The following is a 23,706-nucleotide window of genomic DNA, read 5'->3' as shown; positions in this document are numbered from 1 at the left end:
GAGAAGCGATACATTATCTTTGATGGTCTGTAATCTATATTCATGATCGTCGCCCCAGGAACTGTGCCCGAGCATAAGCCGTATTGTTTTATGATTATTCGCCATTTCGACAAGACGATCATAATCCCAATTCAAATTTAACCGAAGTACTCCCAAAACCAATATTCTCCATAGCTCCATTCCGGGACGGCCGTTCTTCTTATCCGTATTAGGCTGGATTCGATGTTCTAATATTTCGAACACTTTCTGACGAAGATCGGCTGTGGTGTAGATGTATTGAAGCCCCAAAAGCAAGGGTGGTATGTCATCACGAGATTTGAGATCAATTTTAACTTCAGCGATAGGAGTTTCACCTATTCTTAATTGAGGATGTTTTGTTTGTCTCATGCTATGGTTCAGATTGAAGATTTTGGTACACAGCCTGTTTTTTGGCGCAGACAATCGAAATGAATTTCACACAAATTCCATATTTTCGGCATGTTAACGTAGCGCGTCGGCATTTGTCAAAATGAATATAGCTTGTAATACCAAAATCTTGGCCTGCTCACGCATGAGCTATCCAGCTGTATTTACTGTGTAAATAGGTTTTCGACCATACACTAATTACCTACACTATGCCATTGACCTCCATAAGATGACAATCAAAATCAAATAAATTACAGCGCAATAACAATTAGTTACAGACAACGCCCTACTAGCAATCTATATGCTGATTAAAAGACAATTCTGCCAGACTCCTCGTAGTGCCAATCCATGAATACACCTGTTGTCTACCAGTAACTGTTACAATGAACTTGATTCTTCAACCACAACGAGTTGCGCAGACCAACTGCACCAGTCTACTAGTGCCACCCTCTAATCCGTTACAAATACAGGAAACTTTCAAAATTCTTCGGCTCCCCTGGGATGAGTTGTGCCTGTCAATAATATTTTCGCTGCATGATTGTCATTTTTTTTTGAACAGGTTACATTCTATATCGAAAACACTTCCTTATCTCAACGTTCAATCTTTATGCCAATAGCAAAATATTCAGCTTTTTTTCTGGCAGCTCTCCTTATTATTCTTACAGAGGCAGTGAACGCTGAAACTATAGAACTCACGGCAACTGAAAAAGAATGGCTTTCTCTACATAAAACCTTACGTATGAGCGGGCCTCAGGCTTTCCCACCTTTTCAATATATGGATAAGGACGGCACCTTTAAAGGAATGGCAACAGATTATCTGCTGCATATTGCCGAAGAACTGGGCCTCAACATTGTGATGGTCGAAAAGCAGCCTTGGCCTGATATTCTTGAAAAAACAAAGAACAAAGAGATTGATATTCTGGCTTGTGTTGCAGATACTCAGGAGCGTAGAGCGTTTCTGAATTACAGTAATGCTCATCTCTCTTTTCCACTGGTTATTATCACCCAAAAAAATGCCCCTCCCATTCATGACCATTTGGGGCTCCGCAACAAAAAAGTGGCTCAAGTAAAAAACAATGCCACCCATGAATGGCTCTCCCAAAACGGCGTCACGTTTACAGGAGTCAATGTCTCTTCTCCCCTTGAAGGGCTAAAAGCGGTTTCTTTGGGCAGGGCTGATGCCATAATTGAAAACCTTGCCGCCGCATCTTACCTGATAGAAAAAGAAGGACTTACCAACCTAAAAATTGCAACTGATATTCTCCTGGACGATTATGCGCTCTATATAGGTGTGCGAAAAGATTGGCCCGAACTCGTTCCGATATTGAACAAGGCACTTGCTGCCATTTCCAAAACAACCCATGACGAAATTCGTCAGAAATGGATCCCTGTTCGATACGAATATGGGCTGCAACTGATAGATATCATTAAATGGGTTGCTCTTGTTTCCCTCATTGCACTGAGCATGTTAGGTATATTTTATAAGTGGAACCGACAACTCGCACGGGAAATCGAGGATAGAAAAAAAGCGGAACAGGAAAAAGAGCAACTGATAACCGATCTCACCTCAGCTCTGGAAGAAATAAAAACCCTGCGCGGTATTCTGCCCATATGCAGCCATTGTAAAAGAATTCGGGACGACAAGGGATATTGGACAAGAATCGAAACCTACATCGCCCAACATTCAGAGGCGGATTTCAGTCACAGCATCTGCCCTGCATGTTACAATGAGCTTTACAGCAAAGAAGAATGGTTTGGCAAAAAATCAACGGTTTCGCAGGGAGAGGGAACTGTGCCCCTTACCTAAAAATACGCGCCAGATAACGTCCCAGGTTGTCGGAATACAATTGCTGACACTGAAAATTATGCAGTAATGCGAAGGATTGCAGAGTTGCATAATCAGCATACACCCAATCAAATGGATCTGAATAAATATCCCGATAACGCATCACAAAGCTGGTTTCTCCCAAATATACATCCTCATCGCACGCTGAAGTTTCTTCCTCTTCCTGCAAAATTTCAAGGTCGGTTGAATCCACCAGAATTTGCCCTTCTTTTGCCAGAATAGTGTCCACAAATTGTAAAAAAAGATTCACTCCATCCAAAGTTCCACATATTCCGAGCCCATTCATGAGCATGAGAATGGTATCAAAACATTCTTCTTGAAGGGAAAAGACATCGCAAAGTCGGGGATTGTGTACATATTGTCTGTGCATCGCCTGCACACAGCCAGGTGAAATGTCCACAGCCAGGACATCCAAACCTTGATTTTGAAGATACAAAGAATGACAGCCGCTGCCTGCTCCTACATCCAGTATCCTGCCTGTGCAATGATGCAGTGCCAGCTGTTCGAGCTTGGGCATATCTCTGTATTTCCGAAACATAGTCGCAGCAGGCATGCGCCCCATGGCAAGTGTTGGAGATATGACCTCAATACAGGCATCGTGACCGCCATCCAGATAATCGAGCAGCATGGTTCCCAGAGGATCTTTTCTGGGATTATGAACAATAGCATTCATGTTACAGTCTACCGATATCCTATGGATACACTCAAATCAGCCTCAGTCTTTGAGTAATAACATCAATGGGGTAATCACACTTTCTGGGGAATCACCATCACCGCTGCTGTACTCATCTGCCCCTATATCGACTCCCAGTCCGGCAGGACGGCTCTGGCCATCGATATCGTTAGTGAGTCCTGAGATAGATGTCCCTGCATCCACAACCCCATTAACAGCATAAGCTAGATGCAGATTTCCAGAAGAAGCATTTACGAACCATGCTGCCTGGGCACTGGTAAAATTACTGAACACCTGTGCACTCCCGCCATCCCTGCTCGCTATAGCCTTGTTGGTAAGGTTGTTGGCAATAGTACCTCCTGTGGTACCACTGAAACGATATTCAATGGCGTTGGTGTAACTGTGCTGATGGTAGATAGTGTTGTTGTAGACCTTTGCCCCCTGGGCATTCTCAAGACCTATCCCAACATCACTATGGGCATGCCCACTGTCATGAAACAGCATATTGTTACGGATAATACCGCGATAATGGGGACTGCTTCCCAAACCAAAACCTATTCCGCGATCACAGTTGACTATGGTGTTCCCCTCGACCAATGAATCAGCAGAGGAGGACCAGAAATGAACACCGTGCTCTGATAGCCCATTCTCACACCAGAACCCCTCAATGTAATTATCACTAACTGTCCAATTCAAGGCGTGGTGTCCATCCACACCACCGGTGTAACAACTTCCGTTTATCTCCCAAACTTTCGCTCGCCCGCTATCAGTGAGTTCAATATGCGAATCACTGATAAGACCGCTCACAGCTGAATAATTCTTTCCTGCATCCTGGTTGATCTTTATGGCCTGTTGCCCAGGATCTATGATATGCACGTTCAAAATCCTGTTTCCAGTTACATCACCAGTATCAGGGAAAATATGAATGGGGTGATAGTATGCCCTTTTCAAGGTCATATCCTTGAGAGTGACATTGGAAGACACTATCTGAAAAATTTCCGTTGTCACATAGTTGCCGTCAAGGATCACATCAGCAGACTTTCCTGTTGCTCCTGCGACTGTCACGTTGTCAGCTGTAATGCGCAGATAGACACCATTCAGATTGTACGTTCCTGCTGCTATCACTATATTTGTATCGCCACCGGAGTTCGCGGCAGTAACTGCGTTTTCCAGGGCTGTAACTGAAGCCACCGTAACAGCCCAGCAGGAGGAGTAACTTAACGACAAAATGACAAAACATAGTAACGATAAACAGATATTTACTCTCTCTTTCATACTTCCTCCAATCATACTGATTTACGACTATATACGATACACCGAGGCGTTGCATATTAAGCTTTAGGGTCGCGGGAAATAATAAATATCCAAAAGTTGCGTAGGATATCGGTTTGGTGACGTCGTTGCGTCAATGGTTCCATACTGGCCGTATTGAGCCATTGACACGACGACGTTACCGAGTTGAGAGACAAGCAAGATTGGATAATGTGTTTTTTTCGTGACCCTTAACTGCTAGAGCTAAACATACTATGCTCATTCAAAATAATCGAACATAGGGTCAACACGTAGCTACACTTCCAGTCTACTATAATTCAGATGTTTTCTGCAGTTTTTCCTGCCTGTGTAACAGAAGTCCTGTGATAATAATACCGCTGGTTACCAGCAATAAGATCAAACTTGCCAGTGCATTGATCACAGGACTCACTCCAAGGCGGACACTTGAATAGACAACCATGGGCAAAGTTGTTCCACCAGGCCCGGAAACAAAACTGGCAATAACCAGATCATCAAGCGAAAGGGTGAAGGCAAGCAACCAACCTGCACTGATGGCTGGGACAATCACAGGCAGAGTAATAAGAAGAAAAACTTTCCAGGGGCGAGCCCCCAAATCCATGGCAGCCTCCTCAAGGGAAACATCCATATCGACGAGTCGGGACTGCACGATAACCGTTACATACGCGGCACTGAAGGTCACATGAGCCAGTAAAATAGTAGTCATCCCTCGTGTTTGGGGCCAGCCGAAGGTCTGCTGCATGGCTACAAACAGCAAGAGCATTGACAACCCGAGAATAACATCCGGCATAACCAGGGGAGCACCAACCATCCCAGAAAGAAACCCTCTGCCGCGAAAACGCCCAAAACGGGCCAGTGAAAATCCGGCAAATAATCCCAGTATCACTGCCAGGCAAGCATTTAAAGAAGCGATTTTAAGACTGAGCCAGGCAGCGGACAGAATCTGTTCATCATGTAACAGTTCCCGGTACCAATGGGTTGAAAAGCCACCCCATACCGTTACCAATCGGGACTTGTTAAACGAATAGACAACAAGGGAGATAATCGGGCCATAGAGAAAGGCATAACCAAAACTCAGCATGGTGAAAAGAAACCACGGTCTTCTCATAACTCATTCCTTAACCCGTTGCCGTGGTTGTCCGGCCGGTCCTGGATTCTCTGAAACAGCATCATGGGAACAACCAGTAGCAGCAACATCAGCACAGCTATGGCAGATGCAACCGGCCAATCACGATTATTAAAGAACTCTGTCCAGAGAATTTTACCTATCATGAGACTATCTGGCCCCCCCAAAAGGTCGGGGATGACAAACTCTCCCACAGCAGGAATAAAAACCAACAGACTTCCCGCAATGACTCCTGGCAGGGAAAGGGGAAAAGTTACTCGCCAGAACGCGCTGAGCGGTCTGCACCCCAAATCTTCGGCTGCTTCCAGAAGACTCTGATCAAGCTTCACCAAGGTCGCATAAAGGGGAAGAACCATAAAGGGAAGATACGAATACACAATACCGATATACAGAGCGAAATCGCTGTGCAGCAAAGGTAATGGTTTGTCAATGATTCCTATCCAGAGAAGCAGATTGTTTAATAACCCGTTGTTTTTCAATAAACCTATCCAGGCATAAACACGAATAAGAAAGCTGGTCCAGAAAGGCAGTATCACCAGCATCAACAAAACCAACCTCCAGGAGGATTGCACCCTGCTTATTCCCAAGGCCATTGGGTACCCTATGAACAGGGTAAGGAATGCGGAAATGGCAGCTACTTTGATGGAGTTTATAAGGGCGCTGAAATATAGGCTGTCTTCCAGCAGCATTAAAAAATTGCCAACATTTAAACGAAGCTGCAGTATTCCGTCGCTGGACCAATGTAACAAGGCTGAAAATGGTGGTTGAGCCAGCAGAGATTCTGCAAAACTGATTTTAAGAACAAAAAGAAACGGAAGCAGAAAGAAGATACTGAACCACAGAATCGGAACCAATATTACAAGAGGACGCCCACGCAGACTGCGAGCGATTCCACGGACTCTTCTCCAGTTCATGAAATTGATAAGCCAGAGCCGGAATCGACCCAAAAGGGTCTGTGGAAGCACAGCTGATTGCCGTTCTCTCATGTTTCCAACACTACTCCACTTGTTGAGTGCCATGTCAGATACACCTTTTGCTCCCAGGTGGGTCCTGGATTTTCCATACGGTTACGATTGGTCAACTGCACCTGGATGAGTTTGCCTCCTGAGGTCCGGATGTGATAAATAGAGATATCTCCCAGATAGGCAATCTCCGCCACGATTCCTGAGAGGGTATTGGCAGCCGACGCGACATTGACAGGTTTTTCTGTAATGAGAACTTTTTCAGGCCGGAGGGCCACAGCGACAGAAGCGCCCATGTCCATGGGTTTTGGATGGTGAATGAGGAGTTCACAGTCGTATTCTTCACTGTAAACACTCAGGGCATCCTCGAAAAAACCCATAACCCGCCCTTCTAAAACATTTGCAGCCCCTACAAATTCGGCAATAAATCTGGTAGCTGGATACTCATAGATATACGGTGGTGTTCCAAGCTGTACAATGACCCCGTCATTCATAACCGCCATGCGGGTGGACATGGTCATGGCTTCCTCCTGATCATGGGTAACCATGATAAAGGTTATGCCGAGTTTTTCCTGGATATTCACCAGTTCAAATTGTGTGTGCTCCCGGAGTTTTTTATCCAAGGCACCAAGAGGCTCATCCAATAGCAGAATCTTTGGGCGTTTAACCAGGGCTCTGGCCAAGGCGACTCGTTGCCGCTGTCCGCCTGATAACTGGTCGGGTTTACGCCGGGAAAAGGCTTCCATTTTTACCAGTTTCAAGGCATCAGCCACACGTTCCCTGATTTCTGCCCGGGGCAATTTTTCCTGGCGCAACCCAAACCCGATATTTGCTTCCACATTCATATGCGGAAACAATGCATAGGACTGAAACATCATATTCACGGGACGATCATATGGAGGGACTGTTGTAATATCCATATCATCTATGTATATTCGCCCTTTGGTCGGCTGCTCAAATCCAGCCAGTATGCGCAAAAGGGTTGTCTTGCCACAGCCTGAAGATCCCAGCAGAGAAAAAAATTCTCCGGGATAAATATCCAGGCTGAGATCATCCACAGCGCAGATTTCGCCATAGGTCTTACTCACACCTTCGATGCGTACCAACGGGTTAGCATTGACATCCTGCCAGGGTTCATACCCTTTTTTTTCTCCGCCAGCCATAACACTCAATGTCCGGTCTTGATCCGTGTCCAGGATCTGGTCTTCAGCCGTTGAGTTTTTCTGCCGATTTCCACTGGCACAACCAGTCTTTCCATCACCTCAGGTGAAGGATAAATAGAGCCGTCTTCGCGAATTTCAGCATCCAGTAAAGGGGTGGCATCTTTATTAGCATTTGCGTATGCGACATAATTACTGATTTCAGCAATTACCTCAGGGGAAAGCAGATAGTTTATAAAGGCATGCGCTTCCCTGGAGTGTGGAGCGTCAGCCGGGATAGCCATGACATCAACCCACATGACTGCCCCCTGTTTAGGAATACTATACGCAACATGCACTCCCTGCCCTGCTTCATCGGCTCGATCACGAGCCTGAAGCACATCTCCGGAGTAGCCATGGGCCACACAGATATCTCCGTTTGCCAAATCATTGATGTACTGGGAAGAATGAAAATATCGCACATAGGGGCGAATCGTTTTGAGCAGCTCAGTTGCAGCCTCAATATCTTCGGTCCGCTCCGTGTTGGCATCTTTACCAAGGTAGAGCAGCGCAGCAGCAAAAACTTCCTGCTCGTCATCGAGCAGAGCAATACCACATTCGGCAAGCTTGGCCGCGTAATCCGGGTTAAAAAGCAACTCCCAGGAATTTACAGGCGCCTTTTCAGCCAGGACGGCTTTTACCTTGTCAACATTATAACCAATACCCGTTGTTCCCCACATATAGGGCACCAGGTGAGCATTGTCGGTATCCATTTTCTGCAGAACATGCAAAATATTGGTATCAACGTGGCTGAGGTTGGCCAATTGTTTTTTATCCAGCGGAGCATAAAGATTAGAGGCAATGTGCCTGCCCGCAAAGGGATGTGCTGACGGAAAGACCACATCATATCCGGTGTGCCCGGCAAAGAGTTTGGCCTCAAGGGTTTCATTGGCATCATACACATCATAAACAACCTTGATGCCCGTTGCCTCAGTAAAACGACTGAGGGTATCCTCGGCAATATAGTCGGACCAATTATACACATGGACAACTCCATCCTCTGCACTGGCCGTACCAACAGCAAAGCAAAGCAAAACACAGCACATTTCCAGAAACCATTTCACGGCAGCCCCTCCTTGTTTTGTAACAGAACATGATTTTCACAGTATTTTAAACATATGATCCGTGATCGGTATACACGAAAGCCCCTACACAATCCTATGGATGAAGATACAATAAAAATAAGGATTCCTATAAAAGCGTTCTTCTATACAGCACGCTCTACATTCATGTCAAATGTAAAAAAACGATAGATTCAGTGTTAGACGAAATCAAAGAACAGCTCAAAAATCAGACAATTTTGTCGTGCTGTAGCCACTGGTCAAGCAGATCTTTTGCAAGTTGAGCGCGAAAAGTGCCACGATCTCTTTTGCGCATTTTCTTCTGCAAAGGAGGAAAAAGCCCAAAATTGACATTGCTTGGCTGGAAATGACGGGGATCAGATTGTGTCAGATGATTAATCAGTGCTCCCAAAGCAGTTCCTGGAGGGGGAACTGACGGTACCTGCCCATGCAGCACCAGGCAAGCGCAGTTTATACCAGCCAGCATTCCCATGGCAATAGATTCCACATACCCTTCAACCCCTGAAAGTTGACCGGCAATGAACAGATTAGATTGTTCCTGTAATTGCAGAGATGGTTGTAACAGACTGGGTGCACAGATAAACGTATTTCTATGAATGGAGCCATAACGCAGAAACTCTGCGTGCTCCAGTCCAGGGATAGAGCTAAACACCTGTTTTTGGGCAGGGTATGTCAATTTCGTCTGGAATCCAACCAGATTATACATGGTCTCTTCCCTGTTTTCAGCGCGGAGTTGGACCACAGCAAAAGGGACTTCACCGGTTTCAGGATGGGCAAGACCAACTGGTTTCATAGGCCCAAATCGCAGGGTATCTTTTCCGCGGCTGCACATAACTTCAACAGGAAGACAGCCCTCGAAAAATTTAGCGTCTTCAAAGTCTTTCAGGGGGACAGTCTCCCCCTCCTGCAACAGGGTTATGAAGTGCTCATACTGAGCCTCTGTCATGGGACAGTTCAGGTAATCGCCTGGTCCGTCATCATCCCACCTGGACTTACGATAAATCAAAGATTTGTCCAGACTTTCTGCTGAAACAATAGGTGCAATGGCATCATAAAATGCAAGCTGCTGACCTGTGAGCCTCTGAAGATCACGGGCAAGGGAGTCAGAAGTCAGGGGACCCGTGGCAAGAATAACCGGTGAAGAATCCGGTCCAGGCAGCGAGGTCACTTCCTCCCTTCGCAGGGTAATCAACTCGTGCTGAACCATGGTCTCAGTAACTTTCTGCGAAAACAGCTTGCGGTCAACTGCCAGAGCTTTGCCAGCCGGCACCTGAGTTGCTTCAGCAACCTGCATGAGCAAAGAACCCGTGCTGCGCATTTCCTCTTTCAGCAGCCCAACCGCAGAATCGGGTGCATTGGAACGCAAAGAATTGGAACACACCAACTCTGCCAGCCCTTCTGTTTCATGAGCAGGGCTGAACATTCCTGGTTTCATTTCAAAGAGTTCGACTGGAATTCCTCGGGAAGCCAGCTGATATGCGGCTTCGCACCCGGCAAGGCCGCCACCTATGATCATTACTTTTTTCATTGCACAAACTCAACTTCAAGCCGTTGGCGGCCCCATTCAAGGGCATCACTATGGGAATCAAAATAGAGATCCAGCCGGTCTGGTCCCTTAATTGCAGAACCACGATCTGAAACTACGCCCCATCCATAACCAGGGACATACATTCGGGTGCCGAACGGATAATATTCTGTATCTGCAGCTATGGTGCCGTCGCGTTGCATCCAAAGCCATGGAAAAACTATTCGAAAAGGAATGACCCAGGGGTGGACAAGACTGTCTGAGGAAAAAAGCCCAGGATGCGGCTCCACTGGATCTGTATTGGCAGCTGTTTTACCTGTATATGGTGCACCTTTTCTTTTACCTGCACTGACATAGCGATTCCAAAAGTCGAGTTTCAGGTAACGCCAACTCCCCCTTTCCCATGAACAGCACTGCCCACAACCGCAGTAGGCTGTTGTTTCCATCATACGTGTTGTTCGGGTGGCACAGCCGGAAAAAAGAAAAAGAGTTGAGAGCAGAAGAATGAGTCCGCATATTTCGCCATACCGTGGAAATTGCACGAAAACACCTTTTTTATAGCCTCAAAAACACCTTATACAAGTTCAAGCACTCAGCAAGGTCTGGTAAAGACATGAAATGGGGATGTCCGGGTCGGTAAGCATCGACCCGGATCAACCTGTGATGCTGCTTAATATCTGTAATACTCGGGCTTAAACGGTCCTTCGACGGAAACCCCAATATAATCAGCCTGTTTCTGGCTCAATGTGGTCAATTGAGCACCAATCTTTTTCAGATGGAGCATGGCCACTCTTTCATCAAGCTTTTTGGGCAGAAAATAGACTTTTTTGTCATATTTTTCAGAATTCTTCCACAGCTCAATCTGAGCCAGAACCTGATTGGTAAAAGAGTTGCTCATCACAAAGCTGGGATGCCCTGTGGCGCAACCCAGGTTTACCAATCGCCCTTCTGCAAGAACAATGATTCGTTTACCATCTGGAAAAATTACATGATCTACCTGGGGTTTGATATTTTCCCATTCAAGTTCACGAATTGAGGCGATATCGATCTCGGAATCAAAATGACCAATATTGCAGACTATAGCCTGATCTTTCATGGCTTCCATGTGGGATCTGGTGATCACGTGCACATTCCCTGTTGCTGTGACAAAAATATCACCTACAGATGCGGCCTCCTCCATGGTTACCACTTTATACCCTTCCATAGCAGCCTGCAGAGCACAGATAGGATCGATTTCGGTCACCATTACAGAAGCACCCATTCCACGGAAAGCCTGGGCGCAACCTTTGCCCACATCTCCATACCCGGCTACCACGGCTACCTTACCGGCAACCATGACATCTGTTCCGCGTTTAATGCCATCAAGCAAAGACTCTCTGCAGCCGTACAGGTTGTCAAATTTCGATTTTGTAACCGAATCATTGACATTAAAGGCCGGAGCCAGCAATTTACCATCTCTCGCCATTTCATTCAGGCGCAGAACCCCGGTTGTGGTCTCCTCTGAAATACCACGGACATCATTCATCATCTCCGGATACTTCTGATGCATAACCAAGGTCAGATCTCCCCCGTCATCAAGCAACATATTGGGAGTCCAGCCATCGGGTCCCTTAATGGTTTGTTCTATACACCACCAAAATTCCTCTTCTGTTTCCCCTTTCCAGGCAAAGGTTGGGATACCCGCAGCAGCCACCGCCGCTGCAGCATGATCTTGGGTGGAAAAAATGTTGCATGAAGACCATCGCAACTCTGCTCCCAAAGCAACCAGGGTTTCCATGAGCACAGCCGTCTGTATGGTCATATGAAGGCAGCCCGCAATACGAGCACCCTGCAGTGGTTTTTGACCAGCATATTCTTCACGCAAAGCCATAAGGCCTGGCATTTCGGTCTCTGCTATGGCGATTTCCTTTCTACCCCAGGTGGAAAGATTGATATCAGCTACTTTATAATCAGTCATAATATACTCCTTGATTCTTCCTGCCGTCAGATTCCTGCAGCATCCTTGAGAGCCTCTACCTTATCTGTCTTTTCCCAGGTAAACTCAGGCAACTCTCTTCCGAAATGGCCATAAGCCGCTGTTTTCCCATATATTGGTCGTAACAAGTCGAGCTGTTGAATAATAGCCTTGGGGCGCAAATCAAATACCTGGCCTACAATTTTAACCAGACGGCTTTCTTCTATTATGCCGGTACCGAATGTTTTGATATTGATAGACACGGGCTGAGAAATTCCAATGGCATACGCCACCTGCACTTCAACCTCTGTGGCCAGCCCGGCAGCAACAATATTTTTAGCAACATATCTTCCCATATAGGAGGAAGAACGATCGACCTTGGAGGGATCCTTACCGGAAAAAGCTCCGCCGCCATGGGACCCTCGCCCGCCATAGGAATCTACGATAATTTTACGGCCGGTCACCCCGCAATCACCAACAGGACCACCTATAACAAACCTTCCGGTGGGATTGATAAAAAATTTGGTATTCGCGTCAAGCATCTTCTCTGGAAGTACAGGCTTGATAATTTCCTCCATGACCGCTTCCTGTAAATCCTTATATGCTATATCTGGCGAGTGTTGCGTGGAAAGAACTATGGCTTCGATACGCTTGGGAACATTATTCTCGTACTCGATAGTCACCTGGCTCTTGGCATCAGGTCGCAGCCAGGGTAGCTTACCACCCTTTCGTACTTCTGCCTGCTGCATGACAAGCCTGTGGGCGTAAGTAATGGGCATTGGCATGAGTACCTTGGTCTCAGTACAGGCATACCCAAACATCAACCCCTGGTCACCAGCCCCCTGATCAAGATCGACTCCAGAGCCTTCGTCAACCCCCATCGCAATATCAGGGGACTGCTTGTCAATGGAAGTCATAACTGCGCAGGATTGCCAGTCAAAACCCATATCAGAAGAATTATAACCAATTTCACGAATGGTATCACGAACGATTTGTGGCATGTCTACCCAGGCTGAAGTGGTTATCTCTCCGGCTATCAGCGCCATACCAGTTGTTACCAGACTTTCACAGGCAACCCGGGAGTGTTTATCCTGCTCCAGAATTGCATCCAGAATATGGTCGGATATCTGGTCTGCAACCTTATCGGGATGTCCCTCAGAAACCGACTCTGAGGTAAATAAATGACATGACATATGTGTTTTCCTCTCTTGAAATATTCGTATATCCGAGCTTCCCTTTGAATCTTGCAATCAGATTGGTGAAATTTTCAGATAAAACAACTATGCTATCTGAAAAACTTGCTGATAAAAGCGAAACTCGAATGATCTTTTGCGGGTAACAATGACGACTCCGAAGCAGATAGAAGGTAACTCCAGTTCGACATGAATAACTCGCCACAGGCCGCCCCATAACCGTGGCCAGGAAAGCATGCAGACATATACAACAGCTTACGGTGTATCACTGACAACGAACTGTTCCGGTCTGATAACGCTTTTCACTTCTCAGACCAGCGATAATACTTCTCCTCCGCGGAATATTCAAGCTAAACCCTTGGTAGCATGTCACAGTACGGACAATTTTGCATTTTAGCAATCACTCCCAGAAAAAACAGGCAAACATTTCTCTGAAAATGTTGCTGCTTTGTTTTCAGTCCCACAAAGAGTACAATGCATCAATGTACCCGCAGGAGTGAATGTAACAAAAAGAACTCATCCTACCATGAAACACATACGACAGTTTTTCTATCTCACTATTGGTTGTACTTTCCCTGGATTCTGGATGCTGCATGCCTCGGGCCTGTATGCTGGATGGTACGCCCCCCTCCAGAACCTGTTTCATACAAAAAGCAGCGGCTGGCCAAGCTTTATCACCGCTGCTTTTCTCTACGGCATAGTCATAGCCTGCTTTGAAGTTATGTACAGGCTCATCAAACATTCTCAGCCCTGAATAGCGTATCCACCGTCTACGGTAATAACCTGTCCATGAATCATCGTGGCAAGATCGCTACATAGAAACAACGCCACGTTAGCCACATCTTCTGGTGTAGTCAATCGACCGAGGGGAGTTCTGTCCAACGAGAACTGTAGTATCTGATCACGGGCAGGAAACTTTTTCAAAGCATCGGTATCAACAACCCCTGCGGAAATAGTATTAATCAAGATACCTTTAGGACCGAGCTCCACAGCAAGATGACGAACAAGAGATTCCAGTGCGGCCTTGGAAGCGCCTACAGCTGTGTAGTCAGGAAGAGCCCGGACAGAACCTAAAGATGAAATTGTTATAATACGTCCTCCCGGGTTCATAAAAGGGATGACCTGCTTGGTCAGCGAGAGCAGTGCCCGGGCATTGATGTTCATTGCCCAATCCCAATGCCTGGTTGTTAATTCCAGAGCAGGCTTTAAAACACCAGACGCTGCGTTGGAGACGACATAATCGATCTGCTGTTTCTGTTCATCAAGTACAGAGAACATCCTGGCCAGGCTCTTTTCATCGGCAATATTGGCCTTGATAGCCTGGCATTCCACGCCCTTTTCGCGAACAGCTTCAACGGTTTCCTCTGCATTACGTTTATGGCGAACGTAGTTGATGATACTGTTGACACCATGTTCTGCAAGCCGGATGGCAATGGCTCGACCAATGCCCCGTGATCCACCAGTAATAAAGGCTGTTTTACCTTGTAATTCCTTCATAAATTCCCTCTAAATCTGTAAACACTTCTGCCCGGAAACGCAAAATCACTGCACTATTCTGCAGATTTCCGCGACAAAAGAACTCTTCGTACACTGCTTCGTATAAAGCGAAATGGATTAAATCGAATCGGCATAAGTACCGATGGTACTTCAAAGTCCTTAACAATGTATCCTTGAGGTTCGCCTGTCAACCACTGAAATGGTCCAGCAGCTGTACCTTCCATTCCAAGCTCGGAAGCAGCCACCCAAAGGGGGCAACTCTGAGGGGTAATATTCAGCACACCCATGAGAACAGTATCCAATGCTACAGCATTTTGCGCAGCAGCCATCACACCTGCAGGAAAAGCAACTCCATGGACAGGGCCGGTACGATGCATAGCGATGATACCATCCATCAGGGAAACGGAAGGTGCGAGCACGGAAGGCAACTGCACCACCAATTCTGCAAACCGACCATTTTTTCCGCCATGCTGCATATGGGCCCAGGCTTTTCGCAATCCTACAACACATCCATAATAATTTTTCATGGCCAGTGTAATCCTGGCCTGGGCATGTGCTTTACACTTGGGGAGATTGACCAGCAGGTCACACTCCACTGCGGCGGCAGCCACCTTCACTTGCATTCCCCCTGGCAGGACTTTAGATACCCCACGATTAAAATTGACAATCTGCACACCAAGCGTGCGAAGTGTCGAAGCAACTTGAAGACTGTCCAAAACAGTCTCTGCAGTTCCGAAGGCGGGAGAGTCGCCAACCTGAACACGTGCACCGTTTTCGAGAAACCAACGGGCGACCGCAAGAATTACCTCTGGATGTGTGCAGGCAAGGTTCCCACCTTTGGCACTGATGAGATTTGGTTTGAGCATAACACGTTGTCCGTTGAGCCCCTTGGGGTTGACGGTATGCTCAAGAAGCGCCTTCACAGACGGATAAAAATCTGCCGAGGTGTATTCTGTAACCTTGGCGAGAAAGACTTCAGGTTGATTATAACTACTCACCGAGTTTATAACTCCTTCACAGGCTTGAGGATCGTAAAAAACAAGAACTACTCCAAAAGAGCGCTAGAGACCGGTTCATCTACCTCGTTGCATCAAGGGACTCACACTGCACATATTATGTCAATGATATGAATGAGAAGAGAGACAGGCAAGATTGGATAATTTATTTTTTCCGTGCCCCTAAGTATCACGAGTATATTTTGCAGTGGATACAAGGAACCAGGCATGCACCAGGTAACTCAATAGATGCTGCGAAGCCTGTCACCTCGCAGGCTGACTGTTGTAATCCCCCTGAAAAACGCTACTTTTCAGAAATGCCTAACAAATACTATCATTTCAAATAGTTAAATATTTATTCACAAAAGTCATGAGAAATACGGACAAAAGTCAGGAAAACAAATTTACGTCTGCGAAAAAAAAACCGGCTCAATCCACAATTGAATCGAGCCGGAAAAGGAGAGAAGAGATGAAGAATTCACCATGGATATTGCATGAAGTATGCCAATACAACCCGAAAGCAAACATTTCATTCATAAAAAAAACACCGCCAGATGCAGACAGTAAAAAAATGATTTTGAAGATAACGGTCATCACACTGATATCACTTGCAAATACACAGAATAGCATTCAGCATTCACGAAAAAAAGACGTCTGTCACAGATATTCTGGGCCCCTGAAAACAGGCAGGCATTAAGGAAATATATCTTGTGTATGTAGTATGTGAGCCCCGTTAAAGTTCAAGATTTTTAACATTATTTTACCCCACCGCACAAGGGAAACAAATTACAACATGTTTTCAGCCAGTTGCGCCGGAATATTTTTTTTACTCCCCATTATGCAATAATTTAACTGAACTGGATACTTTTTACGCACCCTGCAATGCTGCAGGAGCATGGTCGAATGTAAATTGAAACCTACAGCATCCGATGCATTAAAAATATGACGATCTCGGACATGCTTGCAGATATTCTCAGCAATCTCCACAATGACAATCCAGCTGCACTCTACTCCTGAAAGGTAATAATCCTGGAACGCAGCACGCCTTCCTGGGCACAGATTTTGGCTTTTACATCAGGCGGGACGGGACCTGCACAGTCAATAATATTATATCCCAGGGTACCATTACTTTTATTTGTATAGTTCATGATATTTATATCATGACTTCCGAGGATATTACTTACAAGGGCGATCATACCAGGCTGATCTCGGTTAATCACTGTTACCCGCGTATGCACATCAACAGTGGGAATCGTTTCGATATTTGGAAAGTTGACACTGTGGACAATATTTCCCATCTCCAGATAAGAGCGAAGTTCCTTGACCGCCATTGTTGCGCAGTTTTCTTCAGATTCGGACGTGGAAGCTCCCAGATGGGGAGTTACAATGATCTTTTTATGGTTGAGAAATTTGGTTGAAGGAAAGTCTGAGATATGTCCGCGTAATTTTCCACTGGCTAATGCAGCAAGGACAGCACCTTCATCTACAACCGGACCTCGTGCATAATTGATCAGGATTGCTCCATCCTTGACAAATTGCAGAAAGTCTTTCTGGGTTACATAGCCCCGGGTCTTATTATTCAGAGGGATGTGTACACTGATGAAATCAGCATTTTCAAGAGCTTCACGGCGTGATCGAGCCAAAGTAACTTCCGGTGACAGGTAATGAATATTATCCATAGCCGGAAAAGGGTCAAATCCTATGACCTTCATTCCATGGTGCAGACCGGCATTGGCAACACCCACACCTATTTTTCCCAATCCTATGACAGCCATGGTTTTACCAGCCATCTCTTCGCCCCTGTAGCGTTTCTTTTGAGCCTCTACTTCCCTGTTGATGGTATCGTCATCAGTCAGATTATTCAACGTCCTACAAAATGCGATACTTTTCTCAACGTTACGCAGCCAAATCCCCAATGTGGTATACACCAATTCAACTACCGCATTGGCATTGGCTCCCGGAGTATTAAAGACACAAATACCCTTTTGAGACGCCTCTTCAACCGGGATATTATTCACTCCTGCACCTGCCCTGGCTATGGCCAGAAGGTTGGGATACAACCCAAGGTCTACCTTTGTACTCCGAACCAGAATCCCCTGTGGATCTTTTTCCTCAGGGCTTACAGCATATTGGGATGTGAACAGGTCCAGCCCCTCCTGAGCAATGGCATTGATGGTCTTAATTCTATACTGTTGCATAATTATATCCTTTACATCGAGCGATTGAGTGATCTCTCTGTTTCCCCATCCACAGAAGTGCGCTCCCCCCCTTCTGCATCACTGCAAAACAGAACAACAATTCTTAACTCCATCATAAAACATACAACGCAAAACATGGCGGACCCTACAATGAATGGTTCCTCATTGTCAAGAATAAGCACGTATATGGTTAATACTCTTCAGATTCGTTGATCAAACAACACAAATTATCCCTGCTGTTTCCAGCACACTCAGGGGGGCGTAATGCACAAACAAGCAGTTTTCATTCAGCCACAAAATGATTAAGGTTGGAAAAGTTAATGTTCCTTTTCCTCCTACAGCTTATACACTCAGCCATGCGTAACCTATCTCTCCTACACCGCTCAATCGCTTACGTCATCCTTATAACAACAGTACTTCATGTACCATGGGGAGTTACAGGGGAGGCATCGCCTTTTTCTCATCAAATTGATCTGAGCTTCGACCTTTCAAAAAGTTTACTGCGCGCAACTTCCAGGATCGATGTACCTGCAGCCATGCCCCTTAGCCTTGAATTTGGCCCTTTAACAGTCACCGGAGCCATGGTCGAACCACAGGGACAAACCTTTAAAAGGCTTATCCCGCAAGCAGATAACGTTTTACGGGTTCCGGCATCCTCCAGACAACAGCAGATTCTGGTCAGCTATGAATTACACCTGCCGCCGGGTGGACAAGGTGACAATATCATCAACAAAAAGGCGATAGCCCTTGCGGGCTTCTGGCATCCAAGGAGTTCGCACAAAATGCACTATACCCTTGTTGCCCGCATCCCTGATAATTTTTCAGCCATTGCAGAATCTGAAACTATTGAATCTCACATGGAAAAATCTATCAAGGTTGTCCGTCTGGTATCGCCAACCCCACTTCAGGCCATGCATTTTATTGCCGCACCCTATCAAATTCAAACCATCAAAGTCGGAAATATTGATCTTTCAACGTATTTTTTCCATGAAGACGGTCATCTGGCCAAAGCATACCTTGAAGATGCCAAAAAATATCTCAGCATGTACCAGCAGGAAATAGGACCATATCCCTACACGCACTATGCCATTGTAGAAAATGTGTTATCAACTGGTTATGGATTTCCAGGATTCACGCTGCTTGGTCAACAGGTCATCCGCCTTCCCTTTATCCGCAGCACTTCCCTTGGCCATGAAATTCTCCACAGCTGGTTCGGAAACAGCGTTTTTGTCGATATGAATTCAGGCAACTGGGCAGAAGGGTTAACCAGTTATCTGGCTGATCACCAGTATGCTGCCCATGCCGGACAAGATAAACAATACCGTAAAAACCAGCTTCTACGCTATAATGCCTATATCCCTGAAAAAAGTAGTCTGAGGTTGAATGACTTCCGAAATACCAACCTGCAAACAGTATCAGGAGAACGAAACAGGGCTATTGGCTACAACAAAGGCACCCTCTTTTTTCATATGCTGCGTAAGGAGATCGGAGAGAAAAACTTTCAGACAGCGGTGAGACAATTATATAACGATCATATCTTTACAGACGTATCGTGGGAGACACTGAAAAAACTCTTTTCCAAGGTTTCCGGGAAAAAACTGGATACTTTTTTTGAGCAATGGCTGGATAGTGAGATAATCCCCAACCTGCATCTTCAAAATGCGCAATTTGAGCACAGCCAAACCGGTTTTACCGTAACATGCACCATACAACAGGAAATACCGTTTCAAATAACAGTTCCAATAGAAATCACAACCACCCTTGGGCCTGCAACACATATCGTATACCTGGACAAAAAGGAACAGACCTTTACGATTCCCGTCAAGGCCTTGCCACTGGCCATCGCAGTGGATCCTCATTATGATCTTGTGCGGCAACTCGAACCAGAAGAGACGCCACCTCTGTTAGCTCATATTTTTGCCTCAAACAACCTGCAGGTACTCATTGCCCCTGAAATCGAAGACAAAATTAAACCGCTGACCACTTATTTTCAAACAATCGGGACAGTCTTGAAGGGCGACCAGGTAAGCAACAGTGATCTACAGGATAACGACTGGGTTTTCATTGGTGATTCAGCACCAAGACAATCCATCTTCGGCATACCGAATGCGAGTACTGCCCCGGTCCACATTGAAACACACCAAAATCCCCTTGCACCAAGGTATCATATCATGACTGTTGATATCAGCGATGCCACAGGTATAGAACGGATAGTACGTCTGCTTTCCCATTATCAAAAATACTCAAGCCTTGATTTTATCAATGGACGTATACAGCAAAAATCCATTAAACCCAGTGAAGACGGCATTCGCGGGATTCTTCTCCCCACTCCAACTGCCCTGCCTGCAACGGCAACCTTGCCATTCAATGAATTCATTAAACAGCTTAAAGATGCCCGGGTAACGTATATAGGCGAAACCCATGATAACTATGCACACCATCTACTGCAATTGCGCATTATCCAGACCCTGCACGCACGCTACCCTGGCTTGGCCATAGGCCTTGAAATGTTTCCGGCAAGCGTGCAGCCTGTCCTTGACGCCTATATACAAGGGGACATACACGATGAAGCCGATTTTGTTGAACAGTCTGCCTATCATGAATCCTGGGGATATGATTACCGCCTGTATCGTGATATCTTTACCTATGCACGAACGAATGCGATACCGCTCATTGGCCTAAATATACCAAAAAATATTACTGAAACTGTTTTTCGCACAGGTTCCACCGATACATTACAACAAACCGATCAACACCTGTTGCCAGCATTCCGCTCATTGGTGTTACCAGGATACATAGAACGCCTGGAACCATATTTCAACATGCATCTCGCAATGAACACCAACGGCAGGCCGGGATTTCTTCAGGCACAAGCTATCTGGGATGAAACCATGGCAGAAAACATCACCAAGTATCTCAAAAAACATCCTGATAGCACCATGGTAGTCTTGGCCGGAACGGGTCATGTAAATAAAATGAATGCGATCCCCCCACGGGTTTATCAACGAATGGGTGCCATATCCCAATACGTGGTGGCGCCGCTTAGTCAGCAGCAGTCCATACAGCCGGGATGGTGTGATTTCTTCGTTGCAGTAGAACCGCTGGAACTACCGCCTGCTGGCAAATTGGGGGTTGTTCTCAACAGACAGGATAACCATGGACTCAAAATAGAACAGATCAGTCCCCATGGGAAAGCTGGTCTGGCTGATGTACAAAAAGGAGATACTATTTGCAGGATCAATGGCGTACCGATTCAGACTGTCGGTATGCTTCGTTTCCACCTCATGGATCTGCGTCCCGGAGATACGGTTCAACTCGAACTTGAAAGGCAAAATAAAAAAATCAGCACTGAAATTGAACTGACCTCAGGGGCACAGGGGATGATGCCACTGGGACATCCAAAATAAAGGACATGGGACAATCTTTCTTCCTTATTTCAAGAGCAACATCAACCATGGCAAAGGTTGGGTTTTTCCGGAATAGGTCCAGGAAACCTTATCTACCCATCCGGTATCCCCCCCTGAAGATATTGAGCCATCCTTGATGTAAGACCACCTCAGCACATGGGATCCGGAAGGTACTGTAAAAACTTTGGGTGTCCAACCGGTCAGCCCGCTGATGGATCCTGACTGCTCGGTTCCATCAATATAAAAGCGAAGATAATCATAGTTGCTTTCCGAGGATACCTTCCAATAAAAGCTGAGTGTTCCCGGACCGATAACTGTAGTTTGCAGATATGTTTTTTGATTATCTCCGATATATCCCCCCTGGGCAGCGTCACCACCATAATACGCTGTGCCTGTCTGTCCAAACCAGGCCGCATCACCTCCACTGAACCATACAAGGTCCGTAGTATCAAGAGCACTTCCCAGGGTTATATTGGCAGAACCTGTCCAGACAACCTTATCAACCCAGCCGGTATCATCGCCCGAAGAGACTGAACTGTCTTTGGTATATGCCCATTTCAAGACATGGGATCCGAAGGTCAATGTAAAAGTTTTCTGCGCCCAGCCGGTCGAACCACTTATGGATCCTGACTGTTCGGTTCCATCGATATAAAAACGAAGATAATCATACCAATTTTCAGAGGAGACCTTCCAATAAAAACTGAGCGTTCCCGGTCCGATAACTGTAGTCTGCAGATATGATTCCTCGCTGTGATCTATGTCACCACCCTGAGCAGCATCACCGCCATAATAGGTTGTACTTGGCTGACCAAACCATTCGCCGTTTCCTCCGGTCACCCACTGTAAAGATGTATTGTCAAGAGCCGCTCCCAAAGTAATGGTGGCCACATTCATAATGGTTACGTTGTGGGTATCGGTTTGGGTCACCCCGCCGCTGCTATAACTTGCACTGACAGTAACAAGTTGATTACTTGAAACAGAGGAAGCAGATAAGATCCCGGATGAACTTATGGTGGTGTAGGGAGAATTTTCACTCCAACTGGGACTGGCTGTCGTGGTACTTCCATCACTCCAGGTTGCTGTCGCGGTATAGGTTTCACTGCTATTCTCATTCATTGACGTCGGTCCGGTAATCGTCAATCCTGTCAGGGTTGCAGTTGTGGTTGCCTGCAGGTTCACGATACTGACTGAAAGCAGCTCCATACCGGAATAACTTCCGCCCCAGGTCATGGTATGATCGCTATAATCCCATGTGTCATGGAGATACACAGTATTGGAGCTGTCATCATAACCGACTCCGACAACTGTATGCCCCTCAAGATTCAACATTACCGGCCTGCCGGCATCAATCTCCACTTTAAATTGGGCAAAAGAAAAGCCACCGCTGATTTTGTTATCCGTTACCTGATTATAGCAATCAGTTACGGCATATCCCCTTGCTTCGTAGAAGAGTTTCCTACCATAAGTGCCATCAACTGAATGAATATCATAGGACACCATATCAGCACAGGTCAATCGACTCGCTGAACTGGTAAAATTATAAAATGCGGTTGAGCCATCGGTATTATTATATTCAGACTGACTTGTCTTCATGTAATCACCAATGGCGTCACTCCAGCTGTGTTCCGTCCAGTTGCCTATATAAGGGTCATTATCACTGCTATTGTATTGAACCCAGTAATCGTCAATGGATCCACGGTTTGTTCTGCCATCGACTCCATAATGGGAAGCTGCCAAAGGAAGATTGGGATATGTGCGGAAACCATCTGACCAAGTGGGCCAGGAGCTGTTGTCCAAAGGCATCACGCCGCCATTGGTAGGGCCGACGTACATATTTTCATAACCATTTCTATCATAGAATCCGGCAATCATAGCTCCGGAAACTGAAGAACATCCAAAAACCCAGTTAAAAGCAGGCACAGTAAGCGTATTCATACCAGAGGCAACATCGGCTTTAGGCAACGCCACAGATGCACGTTCAAGTTCATAACCGGTTAATGGCTCAGGGGGACCGTTGATGATGTGTTCATCCAACATTTCACCATCACTGAAAATCAGTCTTTTGGCAGTAAAATACGCACCTGTTTTCAAAAGGACCTTCTCTGTTATTTGCCTCTTCAGAGTATCGGACTCCTGTGCATGGGCAACTGTCTGGAAGGCAGGGGCGACAAAACTGAGTGATGTGCTTAAGGCGAGGAGAAAAAGAGTGATTTGAAACTGCTTACAGACACAAAAAATAATTGCTTTGTACATGTACTTCTCAACAACTTGGAAATATGCAAGCCATATACTGATCGCAGGGATACCAGATACGCTGTGAGCAGTTGCTTTTTAAAAGATACTTAGCATTCAAG

The 23,706-nt window shown here is 46.0% G+C and carries 17 protein-coding genes and 1 pseudogene; 3 read left to right on the top strand and 15 right to left on the bottom strand.

Annotation, left to right across the window (positions count from 1 at the left end; all coding sequences use genetic code 11):
• Positions 1 to 387, bottom strand: a pseudogene (locus tag G493_RS0125300) (ISNCY family transposase); the annotation flags it as partial.
• Between the two features lie 625 nt (positions 388 to 1,012).
• Here G493_RS0125300 and G493_RS31300 point away from each other — a divergent pair.
• Complete coding sequence (locus G493_RS31300; protein ID WP_153306675.1) at positions 1,013 to 2,212, top strand: transporter substrate-binding domain-containing protein; 1,200 nt, start codon at positions 1,013 to 1,015, stop codon at positions 2,210 to 2,212.
• Here G493_RS31300 and G493_RS0125290 read toward each other — a convergent pair.
• The 10 genes from G493_RS0125290 to metK form a co-directional block, all read right to left on the bottom strand.
• Positions 2,205 to 2,924: a class I SAM-dependent methyltransferase gene (locus G493_RS0125290; RefSeq protein WP_028582586.1), complete on the bottom strand. Its 720-nt coding sequence runs from the start codon at positions 2,922 to 2,924 to the stop codon at positions 2,205 to 2,207. The two genes, G493_RS31300 and G493_RS0125290, sit on opposite strands and share 8 nt — an antisense overlap.
• Before the next feature lie 42 nt (positions 2,925 to 2,966).
• Entirely contained in the window at positions 2,967 to 4,199 is a 1,233-nt protein-coding gene (locus G493_RS0125285; RefSeq protein ID WP_028582585.1) for a right-handed parallel beta-helix repeat-containing protein, read from the bottom strand.
• A 307-nt stretch (positions 4,200 to 4,506) separates the two neighbouring features.
• Positions 4,507 to 5,322, bottom strand: a complete 816-nt coding sequence (locus G493_RS0125280) for an ABC transporter permease subunit (RefSeq protein ID WP_028582584.1) — start codon at positions 5,320 to 5,322, stop codon at positions 4,507 to 4,509.
• Positions 5,319 to 6,254, bottom strand: a complete 936-nt coding sequence (locus G493_RS0125275; RefSeq protein ID WP_051309940.1) for an ABC transporter permease subunit — start codon at positions 6,252 to 6,254, stop codon at positions 5,319 to 5,321. Before G493_RS0125275 ends, G493_RS0125280 begins: the two co-directional genes overlap by 4 nt.
• A 68-nt stretch (positions 6,255 to 6,322) precedes the next feature.
• Complete coding sequence (locus tag G493_RS0125270; RefSeq protein WP_028582582.1) at positions 6,323 to 7,465, bottom strand: ABC transporter ATP-binding protein; 1,143 nt, start codon at positions 7,463 to 7,465, stop codon at positions 6,323 to 6,325.
• A 5-nt stretch (positions 7,466 to 7,470) separates the two neighbouring features.
• Positions 7,471 to 8,547: a polyamine ABC transporter substrate-binding protein gene (locus G493_RS0125265; protein WP_035275947.1), complete on the bottom strand. Its 1,077-nt coding sequence runs from the start codon at positions 8,545 to 8,547 to the stop codon at positions 7,471 to 7,473.
• Between the two features lie 244 nt (positions 8,548 to 8,791).
• Entirely contained in the window at positions 8,792 to 10,111 is a 1,320-nt protein-coding gene (gene trmFO, locus G493_RS0125260) for a methylenetetrahydrofolate--tRNA-(uracil(54)-C(5))-methyltransferase (FADH(2)-oxidizing) TrmFO (protein ID WP_028582580.1), read from the bottom strand.
• Positions 10,108 to 10,650 (bottom strand): 3D domain-containing protein, encoded by a 543-nt coding sequence (locus G493_RS0125255; RefSeq protein ID WP_028582579.1) that lies wholly within the window; start codon positions 10,648 to 10,650, stop codon positions 10,108 to 10,110. The genes trmFO and G493_RS0125255 overlap by 4 nt, the downstream gene beginning before the upstream one ends.
• Positions 10,651 to 10,778: 128 nt before the next feature.
• Positions 10,779 to 12,065: an adenosylhomocysteinase gene (ahcY, locus tag G493_RS0125250; protein WP_028582578.1), complete on the bottom strand. Its 1,287-nt coding sequence runs from the start codon at positions 12,063 to 12,065 to the stop codon at positions 10,779 to 10,781.
• A 26-nt stretch (positions 12,066 to 12,091) separates the two neighbouring features.
• Positions 12,092 to 13,255, bottom strand: a complete 1,164-nt coding sequence (metK, locus tag G493_RS0125245) for a methionine adenosyltransferase (RefSeq protein WP_028582577.1) — start codon at positions 13,253 to 13,255, stop codon at positions 12,092 to 12,094.
• Between the two features lie 526 nt (positions 13,256 to 13,781).
• Between metK and G493_RS33675 the strand changes: the two genes are divergently transcribed.
• On the top strand, positions 13,782 to 14,009 hold the full coding sequence (locus tag G493_RS33675) for a hypothetical protein (protein WP_153306673.1): 228 nt from the start codon (positions 13,782 to 13,784) through the stop codon (positions 14,007 to 14,009).
• Here G493_RS33675 and fabL read toward each other — a convergent pair.
• The 3 genes from fabL to G493_RS0125215 form a co-directional block, all read right to left on the bottom strand.
• Positions 14,000 to 14,752, bottom strand: a complete 753-nt coding sequence (gene fabL / locus G493_RS0125235; RefSeq protein WP_028582575.1) for an enoyl-[acyl-carrier-protein] reductase FabL — start codon at positions 14,750 to 14,752, stop codon at positions 14,000 to 14,002. The two genes, G493_RS33675 and fabL, sit on opposite strands and share 10 nt — an antisense overlap.
• 53 nt (positions 14,753 to 14,805) lie before the next feature.
• The gene (locus G493_RS31295) at positions 14,806 to 15,750 is read right to left on the bottom strand and encodes a DUF362 domain-containing protein (protein ID WP_051309933.1); all 945 of its coding nucleotides are present in this window, start codon (positions 15,748 to 15,750) and stop codon (positions 14,806 to 14,808) included.
• A 1,004-nt stretch (positions 15,751 to 16,754) separates the two neighbouring features.
• On the bottom strand, positions 16,755 to 17,945 hold the full coding sequence (locus tag G493_RS0125215) for a 3-phosphoglycerate dehydrogenase family protein (protein ID WP_028582572.1): 1,191 nt from the start codon (positions 17,943 to 17,945) through the stop codon (positions 16,755 to 16,757).
• Between the two features lie 320 nt (positions 17,946 to 18,265).
• Here G493_RS0125215 and G493_RS0125210 point away from each other — a divergent pair, with 320 nt between their 5' ends.
• The gene (locus G493_RS0125210; RefSeq protein WP_028582571.1) at positions 18,266 to 21,352 is read left to right on the top strand and encodes a ChaN family lipoprotein; all 3,087 of its coding nucleotides are present in this window, start codon (positions 18,266 to 18,268) and stop codon (positions 21,350 to 21,352) included.
• Between the two features lie 24 nt (positions 21,353 to 21,376).
• On the opposite strand, the gene G493_RS0125205 is transcribed toward G493_RS0125210, so the two are convergent.
• Positions 21,377 to 23,605, bottom strand: a complete 2,229-nt coding sequence (locus tag G493_RS0125205) for a C39 family peptidase (RefSeq protein ID WP_028582570.1) — start codon at positions 23,603 to 23,605, stop codon at positions 21,377 to 21,379.
• Positions 23,606 to 23,706 lie beyond the last annotated feature (101 nt).

The sequence above is a fragment of the Desulfogranum japonicum DSM 18378 genome (assembly GCF_000429945.1).
GTDB classification, from domain to species: Bacteria; Desulfobacterota; Desulfobulbia; order Desulfobulbales; family Desulfobulbaceae; genus Desulfogranum; species Desulfogranum japonicum.
The sequence above is the reverse complement of the archived record's forward strand: the minus strand, read 5'-3'. Positions and strand labels throughout refer to the sequence as shown.

Bases quoted from the DNA above. Each gene is read 5' to 3' on its own strand.
- G493_RS31300 (WP_153306675.1), top strand. From the start codon at position 1,013: ATGCCAATAGCAAAATATTCAGCTTTTTTTCTGGCAGCTCTCCTTATT.
- G493_RS0125290 (WP_028582586.1), bottom strand. From the start codon at position 2,924: ATGAATGCTATTGTTCATAATCCCAGAAAAGATCCTCTGGGAACCATG.
- G493_RS0125285 (WP_028582585.1), bottom strand. From the start codon at position 4,199: ATGAAAGAGAGAGTAAATATCTGTTTATCGTTACTATGTTTTGTCATT.
- G493_RS0125280 (WP_028582584.1), bottom strand. From the start codon at position 5,322: ATGAGAAGACCGTGGTTTCTTTTCACCATGCTGAGTTTTGGTTATGCC.
- G493_RS0125275 (WP_051309940.1), bottom strand. From the start codon at position 6,254: ATGAACTGGAGAAGAGTCCGTGGAATCGCTCGCAGTCTGCGTGGGCGT.
- G493_RS0125270 (WP_028582582.1), bottom strand. From the start codon at position 7,465: ATGGCTGGCGGAGAAAAAAAAGGGTATGAACCCTGGCAGGATGTCAAT.
- G493_RS0125265 (WP_035275947.1), bottom strand. From the start codon at position 8,547: ATGTGCTGTGTTTTGCTTTGCTTTGCTGTTGGTACGGCCAGTGCAGAG.
- trmFO (WP_028582580.1), bottom strand. From the start codon at position 10,111: ATGAAAAAAGTAATGATCATAGGTGGCGGCCTTGCCGGGTGCGAAGCC.
- ahcY (WP_028582578.1), bottom strand. From the start codon at position 12,065: ATGACTGATTATAAAGTAGCTGATATCAATCTTTCCACCTGGGGTAGA.
- metK (WP_028582577.1), bottom strand. From the start codon at position 13,255: ATGTCATGTCATTTATTTACCTCAGAGTCGGTTTCTGAGGGACATCCC.
- G493_RS33675 (WP_153306673.1), top strand. From the start codon at position 13,782: ATGAAACACATACGACAGTTTTTCTATCTCACTATTGGTTGTACTTTC.
- fabL (WP_028582575.1), bottom strand. From the start codon at position 14,752: ATGAAGGAATTACAAGGTAAAACAGCCTTTATTACTGGTGGATCACGG.
- G493_RS0125215 (WP_028582572.1), bottom strand. From the start codon at position 17,945: ATGCAACAGTATAGAATTAAGACCATCAATGCCATTGCTCAGGAGGGG.
- G493_RS0125210 (WP_028582571.1), top strand. From the start codon at position 18,266: ATGTTCCTTTTCCTCCTACAGCTTATACACTCAGCCATGCGTAACCTA.
- G493_RS0125205 (WP_028582570.1), bottom strand. From the start codon at position 23,605: ATGTACAAAGCAATTATTTTTTGTGTCTGTAAGCAGTTTCAAATCACT.